General features: G+C 41.5%; 18 protein-coding genes. 7 read left to right on the forward strand and 11 right to left on the reverse strand.

Annotation, left to right across the window (positions count from 1 at the left end; translation table 11 throughout):
- Positions 1-81: 81 nt before the first annotated feature.
- The 4 genes from A8M50_RS08550 to A8M50_RS08565 form a co-directional block, all read right to left on the reverse strand.
- Positions 82-1,113 carry a type II toxin-antitoxin system HipA family toxin gene (locus A8M50_RS08550; RefSeq protein ID WP_005644132.1) on the reverse strand — a complete coding sequence of 344 codons (1,032 nt, stop codon included), beginning with the start codon at positions 1,111-1,113 and terminating at the stop codon, positions 82-84.
- Positions 1,110-1,430 (reverse strand): HipA N-terminal domain-containing protein, encoded by a 321-nt coding sequence (locus A8M50_RS08555; RefSeq protein ID WP_005635266.1) that lies wholly within the window; start codon positions 1,428-1,430, stop codon positions 1,110-1,112. The genes A8M50_RS08550 and A8M50_RS08555 overlap by 4 nt, the downstream gene beginning before the upstream one ends.
- Entirely contained in the window at positions 1,418-1,726 is a 309-nt protein-coding gene (locus tag A8M50_RS08560; protein ID WP_005644148.1) for a helix-turn-helix domain-containing protein, read from the reverse strand. Before A8M50_RS08560 ends, A8M50_RS08555 begins: the two co-directional genes overlap by 13 nt.
- A 230-nt stretch (positions 1,727-1,956) precedes the next feature.
- A complete protein-coding gene (locus A8M50_RS08565; protein ID WP_005644193.1) occupies positions 1,957-6,858 on the reverse strand; it encodes a YadA-like family protein in 4,902 nt (1,633 codons plus the stop codon).
- A gap of 285 nt (positions 6,859-7,143) precedes the next feature.
- On the opposite strand from A8M50_RS08565, the gene A8M50_RS08570 reads away from it, so the two are divergent.
- Positions 7,144-7,467: a DUF4298 domain-containing protein gene (locus A8M50_RS08570; protein WP_005644242.1), complete on the forward strand. Its 324-nt coding sequence runs from the start codon at positions 7,144-7,146 to the stop codon at positions 7,465-7,467.
- Positions 7,468-7,551: 84 nt separating this feature from the next.
- Here A8M50_RS08570 and tpiA read toward each other — a convergent pair whose 3' ends face one another.
- Positions 7,552-8,343, reverse strand: a complete 792-nt coding sequence (gene tpiA / locus A8M50_RS08575) for a triose-phosphate isomerase (protein ID WP_005644213.1) — start codon at positions 8,341-8,343, stop codon at positions 7,552-7,554.
- A gap of 165 nt (positions 8,344-8,508) precedes the next feature.
- Here tpiA and A8M50_RS08580 point away from each other — a divergent pair, with 165 nt between their 5' ends.
- Both A8M50_RS08580 and xerC read left to right on the forward strand, forming a co-directional pair.
- A complete protein-coding gene (locus A8M50_RS08580) occupies positions 8,509-8,943 on the forward strand; it encodes a GNAT family N-acetyltransferase (RefSeq protein ID WP_005644054.1) in 435 nt (144 codons plus the stop codon).
- Positions 8,943-9,830, forward strand: a complete 888-nt coding sequence (gene xerC, locus A8M50_RS08585; RefSeq protein ID WP_005644230.1) for a tyrosine recombinase XerC — start codon at positions 8,943-8,945, stop codon at positions 9,828-9,830. Before A8M50_RS08580 ends, xerC begins: the two co-directional genes overlap by 1 nt.
- Before the next feature lie 36 nt (positions 9,831-9,866).
- Here xerC and mutS read toward each other — a convergent pair whose 3' ends face one another.
- From mutS to truD, 6 genes are all read right to left on the reverse strand, one after another.
- Positions 9,867-12,452: a DNA mismatch repair protein MutS gene (gene mutS, locus A8M50_RS08590; protein WP_005644220.1), complete on the reverse strand. Its 2,586-nt coding sequence runs from the start codon at positions 12,450-12,452 to the stop codon at positions 9,867-9,869.
- 134 nt (positions 12,453-12,586) lie between these two features.
- Positions 12,587-13,918 carry a murein hydrolase activator NlpD gene (gene nlpD, locus A8M50_RS08595; protein ID WP_005644075.1) on the reverse strand — a complete coding sequence of 444 codons (1,332 nt, stop codon included), beginning with the start codon at positions 13,916-13,918 and terminating at the stop codon, positions 12,587-12,589.
- Positions 13,919-13,941: 23 nt separating this feature from the next.
- On the reverse strand, positions 13,942-14,127 hold the full coding sequence (locus A8M50_RS08600) for a hypothetical protein (RefSeq protein WP_005644134.1): 186 nt from the start codon (positions 14,125-14,127) through the stop codon (positions 13,942-13,944).
- A gap of 8 nt (positions 14,128-14,135) precedes the next feature.
- Positions 14,136-14,714 (reverse strand): YqaA family protein, encoded by a 579-nt coding sequence (locus A8M50_RS08605; protein WP_005629900.1) that lies wholly within the window; start codon positions 14,712-14,714, stop codon positions 14,136-14,138.
- Positions 14,715-14,743: 29 nt separating this feature from the next.
- Positions 14,744-15,484, reverse strand: a complete 741-nt coding sequence (gene surE / locus A8M50_RS08610) for a 5'/3'-nucleotidase SurE (protein ID WP_005644202.1) — start codon at positions 15,482-15,484, stop codon at positions 14,744-14,746.
- Positions 15,485-15,493: 9 nt separating this feature from the next.
- Entirely contained in the window at positions 15,494-16,513 is a 1,020-nt protein-coding gene (gene truD / locus A8M50_RS08615) for a tRNA pseudouridine(13) synthase TruD (protein WP_005644078.1), read from the reverse strand.
- A gap of 106 nt (positions 16,514-16,619) precedes the next feature.
- On the opposite strand from truD, the gene rraB reads away from it, so the two are divergent.
- The 4 genes from rraB (at position 16,620) to tamA (ending at position 20,384) form a co-directional block, all read left to right on the forward strand.
- A complete protein-coding gene (gene rraB / locus A8M50_RS08620; protein WP_032826463.1) occupies positions 16,620-17,042 on the forward strand; it encodes a ribonuclease E inhibitor RraB in 423 nt (140 codons plus the stop codon).
- A gap of 54 nt (positions 17,043-17,096) precedes the next feature.
- Entirely contained in the window at positions 17,097-17,819 is a 723-nt protein-coding gene (locus tag A8M50_RS08625; protein WP_005644211.1) for an SIMPL domain-containing protein, read from the forward strand.
- Positions 17,820-17,874: 55 nt separating this feature from the next.
- Entirely contained in the window at positions 17,875-18,495 is a 621-nt protein-coding gene (gene slyD, locus A8M50_RS08630) for a peptidylprolyl isomerase (RefSeq protein WP_005644067.1), read from the forward strand.
- 152 nt (positions 18,496-18,647) lie between these two features.
- The gene (gene tamA, locus A8M50_RS08635; protein WP_005644225.1) at positions 18,648-20,384 is read left to right on the forward strand and encodes an autotransporter assembly complex protein TamA; all 1,737 of its coding nucleotides are present in this window, start codon (positions 18,648-18,650) and stop codon (positions 20,382-20,384) included.
- The last annotated feature ends 5 nt before the right edge of the window (positions 20,385-20,389 follow it).

Below are 20,389 nucleotides of genomic sequence, written 5' to 3' on the forward strand. Positions count from 1 at the left end.
TAAGACAACAAAAAATCGCACTGTTAAAGGTGCGATTTTTTTGTTAGAGAGAAAAAGTGCGGTGAAAATTCCCTTTAGATTTTATAGTTCAGGTTCATTTAATACGTTAAGCAAAGCTAAACGCTTGCGATAATTTTTCAGTACGCAATCAATATGTGGTTGCGGCATAAACGATTGTGAATAAATCTGCTCCACCTTTTCCTTTTCTTGTGTAATTTCAGGAATTAATTTTTGAATAATCACATTTTTATTTAATCCAATATTTTCCCCAAACTCGACAAAATCATCGCCGATATATTCACCGTATTGAGTATTAAATCCTTTGGCGAGTGTGGCATTACCCTCTTCTCGCGCTAACAATGGCAAGGCAAGTAGTGTTGAATTAAATATTTCAGGATAGGGCGACACCGACACAAAATCATAAATTGGAGCAAGTTTTGGATGACTGTTTTTGGGATAAATAAATGAAAAATTACGTAAGTGAAGATCATTATTTCCTAATAAATAAGCGTAAATAATTCGACGAAAAATTTCTCGTTGCTGAGCTAAATGATTTTCAGTGTGCTGCAAAATAAACTTAGCAATTTGTTCATAACTCACATATTGCTCATTATCAGCACCTATTTTTCCATACTTGTCTCGAATATTCATTGCACCATCAAGTTGTTCTTGGTGCATTGGTTTTTGCTGTTCATCACGATCAAAACGCTTTATAACAAAAGCAAATTCTTTCTGATTTTCTTCACTAGCAAAAGAAACTAAACCATTTTCTGGCACATCAAACCCTAATTCTTTCATAATGCGCATGGTGGCATGTTCATTTTCAGCTAAAAAAGGATACTCTTCTGGAGAGGGCTTTAAAATATAATTTCCTTGTTGATTTACGCTGTCAAAGTGTTCATCTTTGATAATAAGCTGTAATTTTGGTTGAAAACCTGAAATGCTCATTCCTTGCTGTTTTTGGGGTTTTACTGTAATAAATTCTTGGCGAGAAAAGGGTAATTCGGGATTAAAATTTTTATTGCCCGTAAGGTAATGCAAACCTTCAGTTCTGTAACCTGAAAGTGCTTCATTTTTCTTCAATGGCTTTAATAAAATACGACAAAAATTCATTGTTTTTCCTCCTGAATTTGCACTGCGCCTAACATATTTTCACCATTATTAAGTAAAAAGCGAAACATATCACCTTCATCAATTCGTTGATGAAATGCGTATTTGTGTTTTAGCCAGCCTTCTGGGACGAGCGATGCAAAATAAGGGAATAAGGTGTCAGAATGAAAAGGGCTTTGCTCAATAGGAAAGCTGAGAGAGAGCGGTATTCCTTGATAATCGGGATTGTAAGCAAAATGAAAACCACGATGATCTTCTCTAAGTAAGCCAATAAATTCACCGTAGAGAAATACTTTTCCCGAGCGGACTAAATCGCGCATAGTGAAACCCCTAACGTTTGAGCAACAAGAAACACGGTTGTAAATCGAACTTGGCTTGGATCTTGAAATAAGCGATTCAATGTAGAAATAGACACGCCAGTTTGCAGTTCCAACATACTAAGCTCAATACCAAGTGATTTACGCTTGTCATTGAGCATTTTTCCAAATGCTTTGAGATCGGTAATTTTCCCTGTGTAAAGCTGTTGTCTTTGCGCCTGCTCATAGGCAATGACAGCTTGCTGAAGCTTTTTTAATTCATCAATTTGATTTTCTAATTGTGCACTAATGTTGTTCATATTTGATATTTTTCTTGTTAAGGAAATTTTTTTATATCATATATAAATGTTTTTGTTTTTAGAATATCTTTTTTGATTTTTTTTTGTAAAAAATTTAATTTTTTGTTTAAAAATGATATTTTTATTTTTCGTAAATTGGCGTTGAAGACAAAAAAAGTGCGGTGAATTTTCACCGCACTTTTGGGATTTATTCATGATGGGAGAAAATCCCATCATGGACGATTACGCTATTACCATTGGTAACCTACGCCAACTCCGGCACCCACATCACCACTGGTGTTTGCGTTACCTTGAAGTTTTAAGATCACCTTGCCATTGTCGCTTGCACGAGAATAGCCTACAGCTAAAGCATTTTGACCTTTGAAGGTACCTGCTGCTGCGGCAACCATTGATTTACCCGGTGTGTAAACCTGTGGTAATGCTGCCGCTGCATTTGCACCTGCGATACCAGCACGAGCTTCTTTACCTTGTTTATTGATTTTTCTCTCTAAACGATTGAAAGCACCCGCTTGATGATTAATAGCATTATTAATCGCATTAATTGCTTGGGTATTTTTATTCACCTGAGTATTGGTTGCATGTAATTGACTACCATTTACTGCATCCGTTGAAGTTTCAGACACAACACCCGCTGCAACGTTTTGAATTTGAGCTTCGTTGCCTTTGCTACCTAAAGATACCACTCGAGTCGCTGCTGTTGGTGCACCCGCAACATTTACTGAAGGCTCAACACTATAATTACCAGTATGTGCTTTACCCGCTTTTGCGCCAGATCCAATTGCAACAGAGCCTTTAGGGGCATCAGCCTCAACTTTCGCTTCTTCTCCATCAGCGTTTGTTTTGAAGTACTTATTCCCTACAGTAATAGTCGTTTTACCGCCATTTTGAGGAGCTATTGTATTAACAGTGATACCTGTATTTTCTTCTGCTTTATACTCTGCAGCATTAGATAAATCTAATTTGCTTGTATCTACGCCAACAGTGATCGTTGTAGTATCAATACCTTTATCGTCACGTACGGTTTCAACATTTACTTTCGCAATGCCATCCCCTTTAAAGTTAACAACATCATTTGGTGTCACTTTATCTTTAGGAGAAACCACTTTTCCAGTAGAGTCTTTCGTTGCAACATCATTACCTTCATTTTTAACGAAGAAACCAGATTTATTCACTGTTTGATCTAACTGATCTTTATTTACAGCTTGATCAGGTTTTTCAGCCCAGCCTACATTGTTTAATTGAACGCCGTCTTTACCCTTCACAATCGAATCTTTATTCTCAGGTTTTGCTGCATCATAATCTTTTGGTGTAGCTTTTACTTCACCTGTCACAGGATCTGTTGTGTAAGTATAAACATCCTCATTTTTGTATGGGGTAGTAGCGTCTGACTTGCCATCAGCTAAAGTTGCACCAGTTTTTACAGGTGTTTCAGCTTTAGGTGGTTTGTTATCGGTGAGTTTCACTGTTCCGTCAGGATTAACATCAGCCTTTTTATACCAGTTACCATCATTTGCTTGCGTTAAATTATCACCCGCTGCATTTTTTACGTTTGCGTAATTAATAGGCAAATCAGTATCAAATTTCACCACGGTTGTGGTTTGTTTGTCACCTTTAGCATCGATTTTATCAACAGTCGCAGTTTTTACTGTGATGCCTTTGCCGTCGGCAAAACGAACTTCATCATTCGGATTGACTTTTTCATCCTTATTTTCAAATTTGTCGTTTGAAAGAGCATCTTTCGCTTTACCTACAGTCCAACCGGATTCTTGGATTGCTTTGTAAACGGTATTGCCGTTAACGAAGTTGCTGCCGTTATCCACGCCTGCTACTTCTTTCGGTTTTGCCGCATCGGTGTTGTCCATGACTTTGCCGTCTTGTACTACGTAGTTGGACGGTTTCGCATCTTTTTTCGGCTCATTGGTTTTCGGATCGATACTGTCTTTGTCGTAAAGCTTGCCGTCGAAATTGACGTAAGTCTTATCACCGATTTTGTATTCGCCCGCTTTAACTACATCGCTCTTTTCCAACTCGATGTTGATGTTGCGGATGCCGGTAGCCTCATCGGTTTCACCCGTTACTTTAATGCCGTTCTTACCATTAAAACGAACTTCGTTTGCATTGGTTACTTTATCGGCATAATCGTTACCGTTAGCAGAAACCACCCAACCCATTTTCTTCGCATCGGCAACGGTCAGAGCATTGCTGTCTTTGGAGCCTTCCAAATTAGCCAAGCCTGTAGCAGCTTTTTCATACGGGTCTTTTTCGGCATCGGTTGCCGGAGTAGCTTCTTGAGCATCTTTTTTCGGTGTACCGTTTACTACATCGCCTTGAGCATAGTATTTATCCCCGATTTTGACTAACGGGTTGCCGTCTTTATCGAATTCGTAAGTATTCGCACCCGGTGCCACGTTGGTTAAGGTTACGTTATCGCCAGCTTTGCCCGCGGTGTTAGTAGGGTTGTTCATGGAGGCGATAACATTGGTTACAGCTGGCTTGGACGGTTTGCCGTTTGCATCAAAAGTCGTACCTTCAGGGTAGTATTTGCCGTCAGGGTATTTCACGACTTTATTGCCGTCTGCATCGGTATAAACCACAGGGAAGGCATCACGCAAGCCGGAAGCGACTGCATAAAGTTGCGAACCGTTAATTGCATCGGTTGAGGTAGAAGAAATCTCACCCGCTGCAACGTGTTTGATTTGGCGTTCGCCGTAAACGGTAGCGCCGTCTTTATCTGTAGTCGCTGCACCGATAGAAACAAAACGGCCTTGCAATTCATTATCTGCTTTTTCAGCTTCAGAGCCATCTGTTTTGGTTGCGCCCAGGTTGCCTTTGAAACCGCTGTACACCATACCGTTTACATTGGCGGAGTTGACTTTTTTCACGGTCGGGCCGCCGTCGCTGTTGTTACCCAACACTACGGCATTTTCACGTTTTTCTGGTGTGTCGCCTCTGACGCTGACGTTATTACCCAGCACCATTACGTTGTTTGTCCATACGCGGTTGTTATAACCAACAACGAATGAACCTTCGCCACCGTTAGGAGTAGCAGAAGCGGTATTGGCACCTGAAGCATCTAACTTCATTTGACCCACTCTATTTTTAGCACCAAATGCCCCTGCATTTTTGGCTCTTACCATGTTGTCGTAACCAACGGCAGTAGAGTTTTCTAAAGCAGCCAGGCTGCTTGAACCTACGACAGTTGCATTGGGTGCATCGGTCGTGAAGTATCGTTTGGTTCCTCGGGTAATGAAGCCTGATTGACCTGCGCTTGCGCCTTTACCGATTGCCACTGCATTAGGTGAGGTACCGTGTACTTTGGCTTCGTGGCCTATTGCGGTAGAACTGTTAGATGCAGTTTCAGAAGATGCACCGATTGCGATGGCATTGGTTGCATTCTTGCCGGCATAGCTTGTTTCAAACGCTGTTTTAGCAGCATCGTGTGCGGCTTTACCGTCAGAGAATGCTTTGGCTGCTGCTGCAGACTCAGTATTTGCCTTTTCCAACTCGGTAATCTTGTTGCTCAGTTTTTTCGCCAAGGCAACAAGATGGGCCAATTTTTCGTTTTTCCCGCCAACCTGAGTATCAGTGATATTAGCAAATTTCTCAATATCGGCTTTCTTGGCAAGGACTTTTGCAATATTGGCATCTGAGGTGTCTGCGGCTTTTGCAAATTCATTCGTCAGTGCTCCCAGCTGTTCAAAGCTGAGATTTGCCGTTTGCAAGGCAGCTTTGAACTCAGCGGAATGTTTGTATAAAGCGCCAGCATCTGTATAGTTATAATAGAATGTTTTTAGATTGGTCGAAAGGTCGGCAACGATAGTTTTGAGTGCGCCAGCATTGGCTTTTGCATTTTCAGCCGTTTTGTCCAAATTGGCGTATGTCTCGTATGCCGTACGATAATTCGTATAAGCTGTTTTGATGTCGCTGACAGATGCTTGCGCGACACCGGCTGTTGCTCCGGTACCGAATGCGATATTGTTGTTGCCTGTGGCAATAGAGTTTGTGCCTAAAGCAGATGAATTGTTGCCGATGGCCATCGTGCTTTTTTGGTAGGTAGTAGTTCCAGCAGCTGAGTTATTTACGCCGCCACCTGCTTCTGCAGAACCCAAAGCCAATGCTTGCTCGCCATAGCTGACGGCATTTTTACCAATCGCAGTAGAGCGGAAATTACCGGCAAATGCATTATATCCGACGGACAGGCCGTCATCCGTTACAGTATGTGCATTGGCACCAACTGTAACCGCACGGTTTGCACTGTTCCAGCCGGACATTGCGCCATCACCGATGGTTACGGCATTGTTGCCCTTGCTGAAAGCATTAGGGCCTGCCGTAACTGTATTTTGACCGACGGAGCTGGCTTGAAAACCCATTGCCATGCTGTTGTTATTACTTGCATTGGAACCGGAGCCTAAGGCTACTGTGCCGACCTGATTGGCATGAGCAATCGAGCCGATGGCGACACCGCCTTTGCCCTCGCCGCCGGATGCCATGGAATTGGTACCAACCGCTATCCCTTCAGGGGAGACGGTGCTGGAATTTGTGCCGATGGCAATGCTTTTTTCCCAGTCTGCTCTGGCGCTGTTACCGATGGCAATGATATTTTCACCACTTTGATAAGTTGCGGCATTTTGATTGCGCATACCGCTTGCGTCACGGCCGATCACAATGGCATGACTTGCCGTTGCAAGTGCACGCGTACCGATTGCAATCGAATTGTGGAAAGTGTCTGATTCGGCATTGCCGTTAACTTTGGGCTCGATACGCGCCTGCGCACCGATGGCAATACTATTTGAATTGTGCGTTACTCCAGGTTGTTGCAACACTTCGGCGCTCGGACCGATGGCTACCGAGTTATTGGTTTCTGCTTTTGCCTTTCTTCCGGCGGCAATCGCATTTTTACCGAGTGCTTGCGGTTTTTCATTAGCCGGAATGGGGGCTGCAGCCGCATTATCTATGGCGACCAAATCGTCCGCAGCCGTATGTACGGCGGCATATACTCCAGTAGAAAAAAGTGCGGTAGAAATTGCTACTAGTTTTACTGATTTTGATTTGCCTTTGGCTGATGCCAATTCACCTACAGCAGTCCAAGTTTGGGTGGCATGATTCCAAATTACTTTGAAAATGTTGTTCATTCAGTTTTTCTCCTAAAATTGAATAGATAAATGTCAGTCCATTGCTCGACTTGTGAAAAATAATAGATAAATGACTAAATATTATCTATACCTTGTTTAAATTGTCGCCGGCATTTTACAGACTATCAAATTAAATAGAAAGTATCTTTACCAAACTTTACAAAGATTTACATTAAATTTTTAATCTATTTAACCCCATTTTTTCTGAAATATAGATAAAATACCTCAATGATGAAAGTGGGATACAATCTGCTCCGACCAGATCACTATTTAATAAGGAAAAATATGCTATCAAAAGAACGTTTATCCCAACTTGCCGAAATGGAAAGTATTTTAGATGAAGCAAATGGCTTTCTTGCCGAGGCAGAACAGTTTTTGGAAAAATGGCAGGCGTTTTTGCCCAAAATGAAACGCCTAGAACATTATTACTTCGAGGGCGATTGGCGAGAGGATTTCGAGGCTTATGAAAATGGCGAAGTACCCAAAGACCAACCTTGCGGCGTACTTTCAGAAGACTTAGTTTTTAACGCCAGTGTTGCTCAACAGGGCTTGGCGATTGAGTATTTGAAAGTGGTGACGAAAATTCTCGATCAAACTAATGGGCAGTAATTGGCGATGCAGTTTGCTTGAATTCATAAACAAAGTGCGGTGAAAATTCACCGCACTTTTGTTGTTATTCTAATTAACTAAAAATTAATTTTTCGCTGCTGCCGCTGCTTTTACAATTACAGCAAATGCTGGGGCTTTTAATGATGCGCCCCCCACTAATGCACCGTCGATGTCTGGCTGAGCAAATAATTCAGCGGCATTTGCATCATTTACAGAACCGCCGTATTGAATAATCACTTGGTCTGCCACGGCTTGTGATTTTGCTGCGATGTGACCGCGGATAAATGCGTGAACAGCTTGCGCTTGTGCTGGGGTCGCAGATTTTCCAGTACCAATCGCCCAAATTGGTTCGTATGCGATCACTGCACCGTTGAATGCTTCTACACCTAATGCGTTGATCACCGCATCAATTTGACGCGCACACACTTCTTCTGTTTTGCCTGTTTCGTTTTCAGCTTCAGTTTCACCGATACATAATACTGGTACTAAACCAGCTTCTTTTAATGCACCAAATTTTTTCGCTATGAATTCGTCGCTTTCTTTGTGGTAAGTACGACGCTCAGAGTGGCCAATAATGATGTATTTTGCACCGAAATCTTTTAACATTTCGCTAGAAATATCACCAGTAAATGCACCTTTCACATTGATATCTACGTTTTGTGCACCTAATTGAATTACACTTTTACCGCCACAGCTGCAACCACAACCAGAAAGTGCCGCTTCAGCCGTACCTAAATACATAACAGGGGGGGCAATTGCCACATCACAACCTGTTACATCATGTAATTCTGCTTTTAATCCCTCGATTAATTCTTTGGTGAACGCTTTGGAACCGTTTAATTTCCAGTTACCCATAACTAAAGGACGACGTGCCATTTTTGTTTCTCCATAGTTGATAAAATTAACTCGCTTACTATACCAAAATTTCGCCACGATTCTTTGCAGAAGATCATAAAATTAAAAAAATTCTCACAGAAAGATGATTATCTTGTGCTAAAAAGCTACAATTACCTGTATGGAACCAATAAAAAATAACCAATTATGAAACTTTTCAAAGCTGAACAATGGAATATTGACGTACTTCTTCCTCTTTTTGAAGCCTATCGCCAAGCCTATGGACAAGCAGAGAATCCAGAACGCACCTTGGCTTTTTTAACTAATCGCATGCGTTTTAATGAAAGTCTGTTTTTTATTGCGGTGGATGAAAATGAAAAGGCTATCGGCTTTGTGCAACTTTTCCCTCGCCTTTCTTCTTTACAATTACAACGCTATTGGCAAATCACTGATATTTTTGTGTTGGAACATACGCAACAAACAGAAATTTATGCAGCGTTGATTTCTAAAGCAAAAGATTTTGTGCATTTCACGCAATCCAATCGTTTAGTGGCGGAATTGGAGCAAAATCAATATTCAATGTTGGAATCGGAAGGGTTTAAATTAAACCCGAAAGAACGTTTATTTGAATTGAGTTTGTAATGCTAACAGCGTTAAATCGTTATTGGGATTATTTGCGGATTGAACGCCAAATGAGCCCTCACACGCTCACCAATTATCAACATCAACTTGATGCCATCATCAAAATCTTAGCGCAACAAGATATTCACGCTTGGGCACAAGTGACACCCAGCGTAGTGCGCTTTATTTTGGCGGAAAGTAAAAAACAAGGCTTAAAAGAAAAAAGCTTGGCTTTGCGTTTATCGGCACTACGGCGATTTCTCAGTTTTTTGGTGCAACAAGGCGAATTGAAAGTGAATCCCGCCACAGGTATTTCCGCACCGAAACAAGGAAAACATTTACCGAAAAATATGGATGGTGAACAAGTTCAACAGTTGCTTGCTAACGATAGCAAAGAGCCGATTGATATTCGTGATCGTGCTATTTTGGAATTAATGTATAGTTCTGGTTTACGTTTATCTGAATTACAAGGCTTAGATTTAAACAGCATTAATACCCGTGTGCGGGAAGTACGTGTTATTGGGAAAGGCAACAAAGAGCGTGTCGTGCCGTTTGGGCGTTATGCGTCGCATGCCATTCAAGAATGGTTAAAAGTGCGGGCATTATTTAACCCAAAAGATGAGGCGTTATTTGTTAGCCAGCTTGGAAATCGCATTTCTCATCGAGCCATTCAAAAACGTTTGGAAACTTGGGGCATTCGTCAAGGTTTAAACAGCCATCTTAATCCACATAAATTGCGCCATTCTTTTGCGACGCATATGTTGGAAGCCAGTTCTGATTTACGCGCCGTGCAAGAATTGCTTGGGCATAGCAACCTTTCCACCACACAAATTTATACTCACTTAAATTTTCAACATCTGGCGGAAGTGTACGATCAGGCTCATCCAAGAGCGAAACGTAAAAAGTAAAAATGCGGTGAAATTTCACCGCACTTTTGTAAGATGTTACCCCACCATTTTCTTTAACTGATACAAATACGCCAAGGCTTGTTTAGGGCTTAAATCATCGGGATCCAGTCTTTCGATTGCCTCTCTTAGTGCATCCGTTTCTTGTTCAAACAATAATTCACCTTGAGTGTGATTGGCTTCACGCAATGCCTGAATTTGTTGATCAGCTGAATGGCATGATGTTTTTTCTAATTGTGTCAATTTCTGTTTTGCCAGTTTAATAACAGATTGTGGCACGCCAGCCAAAGCTGCAACTGCCAAACCATAACTTTTACTTGCTGCACCATCTTGTACAGCGTGCATAAAGGCGATGGTGTTGTTATGCTCAAGGGCATCTAAATGAATGTTGGCGATGCCTTCTAGCTGTTCTGGTAACGCGGTTAATTCAAAATAATGGGTGGCAAATAATGTAAGCGAGCGGATTTTTTTGGCTAACCATTCTGCACAAGCCCAAGCTAAGGATAAGCCATCATAAGTGGATGTTCCACGTCCAATTTCATCAATAAGCACAAGACTTTGCGCAGTCGCTTGATGAAGAATATTTGCCATTTCAGTCATTTCCACCATAAAGGTTGAACGCCCTGAAGCTAAATCATCAGACGCACCAATTCGAGTAAAAATACGATCAATCGGCCCAATTCGCGCGCTGTCTGCCGGCACAAAGCTGCCGATATACGCCAGCAATGTAATTAATGCGGTTTGGCGCATATAAGTACTTTTACCACCCATATTTGGCCCAGTGATAACTAACAAATGACGGTTGTGATTTAACTCCACTGGGTTGGCGATGAAAGGATCTTTCAATACTTGTTCCACGACAGGATGGCGACCATTTTCAATTTTTACGCTCACTTCATCACAGAATGTTGGCATCACGTAATTGAGGGTGTCTGCGCGCTCGGCAAGATTGACCAATACATCCAATTCAGAAAGTGCAAGGCTCGCCAGTTGTAATGAACCTAAGTGCGGTAATAATAAATCAAATAATTCATCGTAAAGTTGCTTTTCTAATGCTAACGCTGCACCTTTTGATTTCAGCACTTTGTCTTCATATTCTTTGAGTTCAGGAATAATGTAACGCTCTGCATTTTTCAGGGTTTGGCGGCGAACATAATGAATCGGCGCTTTATGCGCTTGGCCTTGACTAATTTGAATGTAATAACCATGCACTGCATTAAAACCGATTTTTAAGGTGTCAATGCCCGTGCTTTCACGCTCATGTTTTTCTAGGTTTTCCAAATATTGCGTTGCACCATCAGACAGCATACGCCATTCGTCCAACTCGGCATGGTAACCTTCAGCAATTACGCCACCATCCCGAATTAAAAGCGGAGGCATTTCAATCAATGCACGTTGCAATAAATCGCATTGCTCGCTGAAATCGGCAATTTGGCTGAAAAGTGCGGTTAAAAATGGCGGTGTTTTTTGTTGCACAATCGAGCGTAATGCAGGAATTTGTTCTAATGCCGTGCGCAAGCGGGTGAGATCGCGTGGACGCGCTGAACGTAGCGCCACACGCGCTAAAATACGCTCCATATCGCCAACTAATTGCAAATAAGGCTGAAGTTCATCGACCAAATCAAAATTCAGAATTTCTGCAATCGCTTGTTGGCGTTGTTTTAATTTTTCCACATCACGAATAGGCTGATGAATCCAACGTTTCAATAAGCGGCTGCCCATTGGCGTAACGCATTTATCCAATACAGACGCTAGCGTATTTTCTGTGCCACCCGCAAGATTTTGTGTCAATTCAAGATTTCTGCGAGTGGCTGCATCTAACTGAATGCAGTCTTGGTTTTGAATTAAGCTAATGCTTTGAATATGGGGTAATGCAGTACGTTGCGTTTCTTTTGCATATTGCAATAAACAACCTGCTGCACTTAAGCCTAGAGGGGATTTTTCCACACCAAAGGCGCGTAAATCTTTTGTGCCAAATTGGCGATTCAGTAACGTAATGGCGGTGCTGAGTTCAAACTCCCAAATCGGGCGACGGCGTAATCCCTTGAAATGTTCAATCGCAGCCATTTCATTAAATTCTTCACAATACAGCAATTCTACGGGGGCAATACGTTGCAATTCAGCACGCAATGTTTCTTTATCTGCAGGTTCACAAAGCTGAAAACGGCCAGAGGTCATATCTAAAGTGGCTAATCCAAATTTTTCTTTTTCTTGATATACCGCAGCAATCAGATTGTCTTGGCGCTCAGGCAAAAGTGCTTCATCACTTACCGTACCTGGTGTGACAATTCGCACAATTTGGCGCTCCACAGGCCCTTTGCTTGTAGCAGGATCGCCAATCTGTTCACAAATCGCCACAGGCTCACCCAACTGAACCAATTTTGCTAAATAACCTTCCACCGCATGATAAGGCACCCCTGCCATTGGAATTGGTTGCCCTGCAGATTGACCTCGTTTCGTCAAAGAAATATCCAACAATGCCGCCGCTTTTTTCGCATCGTCATAAAACAACTCGTAAAAATCCCCCATGCGATAAAACAACAAAATATCTGGATTCTCTGCTTTGAGTTTTAGATATTGTTGCATCATTGGCGTATGTTGTTGGAAATTTTCTTCGGAAATCATCTAATTACCTGCTTTGAAACTGAATAAAGATAGGTTTTGTGGCGGCTATTTTAGGTGCCGAAAGGGGAAAAAGCTAGATAAAAAAGAGCGGTGAAAATTTGTTGAGATTTTTCACCGCTCTTTTTAGAGGAAAATTAACGTCTTGGAAGGTAACGTACAGGATCCACTGATTTACCTTTATAGCGAATTTCAAAGTGGAGTTTCACGGTATTTGTACCGGAGCTACCCATTTTTGCGATTTCTTGACCAGCTTTGACTTCTTGTTGATCGGTTACAAGAATTTTGTCGTTATGCGCATAAGCACTTAAGAAATCATCATTATGTTTGATGATGATTAAATTACCGTAACCACGTAAAGCATTGCCAGCATACACGACGCGACCTGATGCAGCCGCTTTAACAGCCTGTCCACGAGAACCACTAATATCAATCCCTTTATTTCCGCCATCAGTATTGGAGAAACCTTGAATGATATTACCTGAAGTCGGCCACTGCCATGCCACATTCGATGCGATTGGTGCAACAACATTGGCATTAATCGGTGTGCTATTGGTGTTATCTACTGGTGTTGTTGGTACTGATGGTGTTGTTGGTACTGATGGTGTTGTCGCAGGGGCAACAGGTGTTGTTGCAACCGGTACCATTGCTGGTGCGCCATTCGCTACACCTGCACCAGATTTAATTGGTCCAATGATTGTGCCATCAGAGCCCATTTGCGTACCATTTGCACCTGGCGTATAGGTGACGGCTGGTTCTGCAGGTGCTGTCGGTGCAGCCGCCGTAGTTGTTGTCGTTGCTACTGCAGGTTGTTTTACAGGAACCGTTGTTGTCACTGTTTTTGTGCCACAATTAGAGATTTTTAAAGTTTGACCTAGGCTCAAACTATAAGGCTCTGTCATGTTGTTCAATGCTGCTAATTCTTTTACATCAATCCCCGCCAAGTAAGCGATTAAGAACATGGTATCGCCTTTGTTTACTTTATAGGTATTGCCTTTGTAAGAGCCTTTTTCAATTTGGCTATAATCTGGTGCATTGGTATTTGGGTTGCGCGGAACATTAATATGTTGCGAACCTACGCAATCAGAAACTGTTTTAGTGATGGTTTTTGTTTGCACAGCTGGCGCGGGAGCTGGTGTTGGCGCTACTGGTTTTGGCGCAGGCTGAAAAGCTGGCTGCGCAGGTTTGAATGCCGGTTGAGCTGGCGCTGCTGGCATGGCAGGCTGTTGATAGGTTGGTTGGAAATTTGGCTGTGGAGTTTGCACGCCTGTTGGTACACTGCCCATCGCTGGTACTGTGTTTTTTTGAATTTCAGGTTGCCAAGAACCACCCGCACTTTCTCCATTTACGGGTTGCATGATGCCAGGGGAAAGATTGCCATCAGCATTGCTGATTGGAGCGGGAGAATTAGAGGTACAAGCCGATAATACAACAAGACTCAAAGGGAGTAAGAGAAATGATTTTTTCATAGTAATTCCTTATTGTTCCTTTATTATTTCGTTTGCGCTGGCATTGTATTTTTTTGAATTTCTGGCATAAAGCTACCGCCAGCAACAGCGCCAGTGCCTTCTACTGGTTGCATGATGCCGTTTGGCAACGCATCTGGATCTTTTACTTGTTCTGATGCACATCCAACTAATACGAATCCAGTCATTAAAATAAGACCTAATTTATTCATTTTTTATCCTAGTTTTTCAATATAAAGTAAGCAATAACAGCCAGTGCCACCACTGACCAACCAATAATTTCAATAGATTTCCGCAATTTTGCTGCGAATTTTTCACCGCCCCATGCGGCTAATTTTGCCACTAGCAAGAAGCGCGCTAAACGTGAAACAAATGCGGTGATAACAAAAGGGAAAAACGCCATTTGCATTACGCCAGAGCAGAGTGTGAAAACCTTGTAAGGAATTGGGCTAAAACCTGCCACAAACACAACTAATACGCCCCATTGCTCAAACCAATTTATGGCTTTTGCCCAATGCGCACCATATCCCCATTGTTGCACAATGTTTTCTACCCAATCCGTTGCATAATAACCAATTGCATAACCAATAACTCCACCGATGACAGAAGCAATTGCCGTATAAAATGCAAATTTCACCGCACTTTTGGGCTTTGACATAGACATTGGGATCAACATCACATCAGGTGGAATAGGAAAAAATATCGCCTCGATAAAACTAACAAAAGAGAGCCAGAAAGTCGCAAAGCGGTGCGTTGACCATTGCATAGTTTTATCGTACATCGTACCGAAAATTTTCATATTTCTTCTCTATTTAATAAAACGCGCCATTATTCCTGCTCTAACCAATCTTGTAAAGCCGAAAGTGAATGATGTGCAGTAAGATCTGCCTGAATTGGCGTGATAGACACATAACCATTTTTCACTGCATGGAAATCTGTTCCTTCGCTTTCATCCTCAGGTAATGCTGAAGGGCCAATCCAATAAATGGTTTCATCACGAGGATCCCTTTGTTTAATGACTTCTGCAGACGAAGCACGGTAACCCAAACGACATACCTTGTAACCCTTTAATTCTTCAAAAGGTAAATCTGGCACATTAATATTAATAATTTCACGAGGATTTAATAATTGATGATGTAATTTTGGAATGAGATCACACACGACTCGCGCTGCTGTTTCATAATGTTGACGACCATCTAAGGAAACCGCAATAGCAGGTAACCCTAAATGGCGACCTTCAAGGGCTGCTGCTAATGTGCCAGAATAAATCGTATCATCGCCCATATTACAACCCGCATTAATGCCTGATACCACTAAATCCACTTGGCCAGATAAAAATCCATTTAACGCTAAATGTACACAATCTGCTGGTGTACCATTCACACAATAATCGCCATTGTCTAAATGGCGTGGGCGTAGTGGCTCCACTAATGTGAGCGAGCTTGATGCTGCACTTCGATTACGATCGGGTGCAACAACAATGACTTCTGCAATTTTTCTTAATTCTGTTGCTAAAACTTGAATGCCTTCCGCGTGAAAACCGTCATCATTACTGACTAAAATTCGCATTGTATTTCCTTATGCTTCTGTATAATTTACTAACTCACGAACCAATGCCGTGGCATAACTGCCCGCAGGCAAATAAAATTTCAAACGTAAGCCTTCTGGCTCAAATGCCCAAGAAAAGGCTTTTGCTTTCATCAATAATGGGCGACGTGCTGCCTTCATTCTTTCTTGTTTCATTAAAGGATCGAAAACTGAATGTTGATTTACGATTTCATTTTCAATATCGCTTGCGGCCAACACATCTTCGCCAATTAAAGGGGCGGTGAGTAAAATATCTTGATTTTCTAACCGCACTTGCAAGGCATTTAAGTCTTCTTTTTCATCCGCTTTGAACCAACTGTGCGAACCGGCTAATTGCACAATATCGTTTGGCAAAACTTGATTTGTTGCGCCCTTTTCGATACGTGCAGCCACAACTAGATTAAAAATTTCACTGCGCGCAGCGGAAAGATAAAAACTGCGTTTTTTGCGATCTTTTACCTTGATTTCCCCTTGCGCCCAACGCAATGCTTGCGTGAGGTTATGACCATCCCGACCAAAACGTTGTTCCGTAAAATAATTGGGGAAACCAAAATTTGCCACAAAATCTAACCGCGCTTTAAGCCCATCAGATTCTTCTGCTCCGCGTAATAAAATATCGAAATAATTTCCCTCAAGGCTACCCGTGCGAATTTTTCGATTATGTCGAGTAACCGTTAAAATCTCTACGCCATCTAATTCAAATTGACTGAAATCGGGCGTTTCCATTCCAGGCATTTGTAAACAAAACCATTGTTCTGTCACTGCTCGACGATCTTTCAACCCAGCATATCCCATATTGCGTTCAGAAACACCAGCAAATTTAGCTAATTTTTCGCCAACAAATAAGGTGTTGCAATCTGTTTTGCGTACATACAACGCAACAAATTCCCCTTGGCCTGACATTTCATAGCCTAAATGCTCTTTTACAATAAAATCCGCACATTCAGCCTTTAAAAGTGCGGTGGTTTTTGGCGGTGTTTTTAATGCCAAATAAGGGAGTTGTTCGAGCATGGTTAAGGTTTTTTTTATAGAAAATAATTGCGCGAAATTTTATGCGACTTTTGGTGATTTATCCACTAAAATAACCGCAATTTTGTTCTTGTTGAAGGATTTTATTATGTCAAAATTGGCTGAATTACAAGCAGAAACCCGTGAAATTATCACTGATTTACTTAACGATGGTAGTGACCCGGACGCGCTTTATATTATTGAGCATCACATTGCTCATCACGATTTTGATTTGTTAGAAAAAATCGCGGTAGATGCATTTAAAGCCGGTTATGAAGTTTCCGAAGCAGAAGAATTTGAAGATGATGATGGCAAACCAATTTTCTGTTTTGACATTATCAGTGAAGTAGAATTAAAAGCGGAAATTATTGATGCGCAACAAAAAGAAATCCTTCCGTTATTAGAAAAACATAAAGGCATTTATGATGGTTGGGGCACCTATTTTGAAGATCCGAATGCCGATGACGATGAATACGGCGATGATGGGGAATTTTTTGATGATGAAGATGTCGAAGAGCCTCGTGTGCATTAATCATTCTTTTTAACCGCACTTGATAAGTGCGGTTATTTTTTTAGGAGTTTCAATATGAAATTAAAATCTCTTTCTTTAGCGTTATTGGTGTTGCCTTTTGCTGTGCCTGCCTTGGCGGATAATCCTCAAAGTGCAGTGCAAAATAATATTGTTTCTTTCAATGCTGAAGTCGAAAAAGAAGTTTCACGAGATTTGTTACAGGTTACGCTTTTTTATCAAGCGGAAGGCACTTCACTTTCAACCTTAAATAAAACGATTAATGAGAAATTAAGCAAAGCGCTTTCTATCGCGAAAAACGAAAGTGCGGTAGAAATTAAAGATCATTTTCGTCATACCAGTGTGCGTTATAACAATCAAGGCAAGCAATCTGGCTGGATTGACCGTGTAGAACTTGTATTAGAAAGCAAAGATTTCCAAGCCATCTCCAAAGTGATCAGCGAGCTTGATGGCATTATGGCGGTGGAAAGTACGAATGCACTTATTTCATCAGAAAAATTAATGAGTTTAGAAAATGAATTAACTCAAGCCGCATTGGATAAATTTAAAAACAAAGCCACATTAATTCAAAATTCATTGAATATGAAAGGCTATCAAATTTTAGATTTAGATGTATCTTCCGTGAATGAACAAACCATTAGCCTACGACCTTATATGATGGCGATGGCAAAATCTGCCGATATGAGTGCGGCGGATTCTTCTGGCGATGCTTATCTGGAAAATGGTAAAGAGAAAATAAAAGCACGCATTAGTGCGCGAATTGCATTGCGCGCGGAATAATTTTCGCTACAATGGTACGACTTTTTTTAACCGATTTTTTTATAAGGAAAACATAATGAAAGTAGCAAAAAATGTAGTGGTGAGCATTGCTTACCAAGTTCGCACACAAGATGGCGTATTGGTAGATGAAGCTCCAGCGAATCAACCACTAGAATATTTACAGGGCCACAATAATTTAGTGATCGGTCTTGAAAAAGCGCTTGAAGGCAAAGAAGTAGGCGACAAATTTGAAGTACGTGTACAACCTGAAGAAGGTTACGGTGCGTACAGCGAAAATATGGTTCAACGTGTACCAAAAGATGTATTCCAAGGTGTTGATGAACTTGAAGTCGGCATGCGTTTCTTAGCGGATACTGACATTGGTCCTGTTCCAGTGGTGATTACTGAAATCGATGGCGATGAAGTTGTAGTTGATGGAAATCACATGTTAGCTGGTCAAGAATTACACTTTACCGTTGAAGTTGTCGCAACTCGTGAAGCAACGTTAGAAGAAATTGCACACGGCCACGTTCATGGTGCGCATAGCCACCACCACGATGATGACGAAGAAGGTCACGGTTGTGGCTGTGGCGGTCATCACCACCATCACGACCATGATCACGAGCACAGCGGATGTTGTGGCGGTGGTCACGGGCACGGACATGGTCACGGCAGCTGTGGCTGCGGCGGTCATTAATTAAAAACAGCCGAAAACATTACCGCACTTTAGCAATGAAGTGCGGTATTTTTTTATGAAAAAACCGACAAAATGCGCTGAAAATATTGGATCCTAACGAACTTCTCGGTAGACTATAGCGCAATTTACTTAAAAAATTTTAGCCCCTTAAAATGAAGAAAAAATCGCTAAAACTCACCGCACTTTTTTTAGCATTAAGTTGCTTTTCCGCATTTGCTGAACAAACCGTTGATATTGAAGTTCAAGGCATCCGTGGTTTCCGTGCTGTTCGTAATACGGATCTCAATGTTCATCTGATTAACAAAGAAGAAATGGATGGCTCCGAACGCTATCAACATTTAGTCACTCAAGCTGTGGATCGTGGTTTGCGTGTGTTTGGTTATTATGAATCTTCCGTGCGTTTTGAACGAAAACAGCGTCAAGGCAAACGCGATTTATTAATTGCTCATGTTACACCTGGCGAGCCAACAAAAATTGCGGGTACTGATGTGCAAATTGAAGGGGAAGCCGCACAAGATGAAAATTTTGATGCGTTACGTAAAAACTTGCCGAAAGAAGGCGTTTTGGTTGAACACCAAAGTTACGATGATTACAAAACAGCGATCTCACGTTTAGCATTAAATCGTGGATATTTTGATGGGGAATTTAAAATTTCACGTTTAGAAATCAGCCCTGAAACCCATCAAGCATGGTGGCGAATGTTATTTGATAGCGGTGTTCGTTATCATTATGGCAATATTACTTTTAGCCATTCACAAATTCGTGATGATTACTTAAATAATATTCTTAACATCAAACCTGGTGATCCGTATTTAATGAATAACTTATCGGATTTAACCAGCAATTTTTCATCTTCAAATTGGTTTAGCTCAGTATTAGTTCAGCCTAATGTTAATCATAAAAGCAAAACTGTGGATGTGGAGATTATTCTTTATCCACGTAAAAAAAATGCGATGGAACTAGGTGTGGGCTTTGCAACTGATGGTGGCGTGCACACTCAAATTGGTTGGACAAAGCCGTGGATTAATAGCCGTGGACATAGTTTCCGCACCAATCTTTATCTCTCTGCACCAAAACAAACTCTAGAGGCAACTTATCGAATGCCTTTACTTAAAAATCCATTAAATTATTACTATGATTACTCTGTCGGTTGGGAAGGTGAAAAAGAGAATGATACCAATACAAGAGCGCTTACGTTGTCCGCGTTACGTTATTGGAACAACGCGCATGGCTGGCAATATTTTGGCGGACTTCGTGCGCGATACGACAGTTTTACACAAGCCGATATAACCGATAAAACATTCCTCCTTTATCCAACAGTCGGATTTACTCGCACCCGATTACGTGGCGGTTCTTTTGCAACTTGGGGCGACGTACAAAAAATCACTTTTGATGTGGGTAACAAAGTTTGGTTATCGGAAGCGTCTTTCGTAAAAGTGCAAGCCTCTAGCGCATGGATTCGTACTTATGCAGAAAATCACCGTATTGTTGCTCGTGCAGAAGTTGGGTATTTACATACAAAAGATATTGAAAAAATTCCACCCGCACTTCGTTTCTTTGCTGGTGGCGATCGCAGTGTGCGTGGTTACGGCTATAAAAAAATTGCGCCTAAAAATAAAAACGGAAAATTGGTTGGTGGCTCGCGATTACTTGCAGGTTCTTTAGAATATCAATATCAAGTTTATCCGAATTGGTGGGCAGCGACCTTCGCAGATAGCGGATTAGCAGCCAATGATTACACCACTAAAGAATTGCGTTATGGCGCAGGCGTTGGTGTCCGTTGGGCATCACCAGTAGGCGCAATAAAATTTGATATTGCCACCCCGATTCGTGATAAAGATAACAGCAAAAATATTCAATTTTACATCGGACTTGGTACAGAAATTTAAGGTGA

Origin of the sequence: Haemophilus haemolyticus, from assembly GCF_001679045.1 — a bacterium.
GTDB lineage: Bacteria > Pseudomonadota > Gammaproteobacteria > Enterobacterales > Pasteurellaceae > Haemophilus > Haemophilus haemolyticus.

Coding starts and splice junctions, on each gene's coding strand:
- nlpD (WP_005644075.1), bottom strand. CDS start 13,918: ATGAAAAAATCATTTCTCTTACTCCCTTTGAGTCTTGTTGTATTATCG.
- rraB (WP_032826463.1), top strand. CDS start 16,620: ATGTCAAAATTGGCTGAATTACAAGCAGAAACCCGTGAAATTATCACT.
- slyD (WP_005644067.1), top strand. CDS start 17,875: ATGAAAGTAGCAAAAAATGTAGTGGTGAGCATTGCTTACCAAGTTCGC.
- A8M50_RS08555 (WP_005635266.1), bottom strand. CDS start 1,430: ATGCGCGATTTAGTCCGCTCGGGAAAAGTATTTCTCTACGGTGAATTT.
- surE (WP_005644202.1), bottom strand. CDS start 15,484: ATGCGAATTTTAGTCAGTAATGATGACGGTTTTCACGCGGAAGGCATT.
- tpiA (WP_005644213.1), bottom strand. CDS start 8,343: ATGGCACGTCGTCCTTTAGTTATGGGTAACTGGAAATTAAACGGTTCC.
- mutS (WP_005644220.1), bottom strand. CDS start 12,452: ATGATTTCCGAAGAAAATTTCCAACAACATACGCCAATGATGCAACAA.
- tamA (WP_005644225.1), top strand. CDS start 18,648: ATGAAGAAAAAATCGCTAAAACTCACCGCACTTTTTTTAGCATTAAGT.
- A8M50_RS08605 (WP_005629900.1), bottom strand. CDS start 14,714: ATGAAAATTTTCGGTACGATGTACGATAAAACTATGCAATGGTCAACG.
- A8M50_RS08550 (WP_005644132.1), bottom strand. CDS start 1,113: ATGAATTTTTGTCGTATTTTATTAAAGCCATTGAAGAAAAATGAAGCA.
- A8M50_RS08600 (WP_005644134.1), bottom strand. CDS start 14,127: ATGAATAAATTAGGTCTTATTTTAATGACTGGATTCGTATTAGTTGGA.
- xerC (WP_005644230.1), top strand. CDS start 8,943: ATGCTAACAGCGTTAAATCGTTATTGGGATTATTTGCGGATTGAACGC.
- A8M50_RS08625 (WP_005644211.1), top strand. CDS start 17,097: ATGAAATTAAAATCTCTTTCTTTAGCGTTATTGGTGTTGCCTTTTGCT.
- truD (WP_005644078.1), bottom strand. CDS start 16,513: ATGCTCGAACAACTCCCTTATTTGGCATTAAAAACACCGCCAAAAACC.
- A8M50_RS08580 (WP_005644054.1), top strand. CDS start 8,509: ATGAAACTTTTCAAAGCTGAACAATGGAATATTGACGTACTTCTTCCT.
- A8M50_RS08570 (WP_005644242.1), top strand. CDS start 7,144: ATGCTATCAAAAGAACGTTTATCCCAACTTGCCGAAATGGAAAGTATT.
- A8M50_RS08565 (WP_005644193.1), bottom strand. CDS start 6,858: ATGAACAACATTTTCAAAGTAATTTGGAATCATGCCACCCAAACTTGG.
- A8M50_RS08560 (WP_005644148.1), bottom strand. CDS start 1,726: ATGAACAACATTAGTGCACAATTAGAAAATCAAATTGATGAATTAAAA.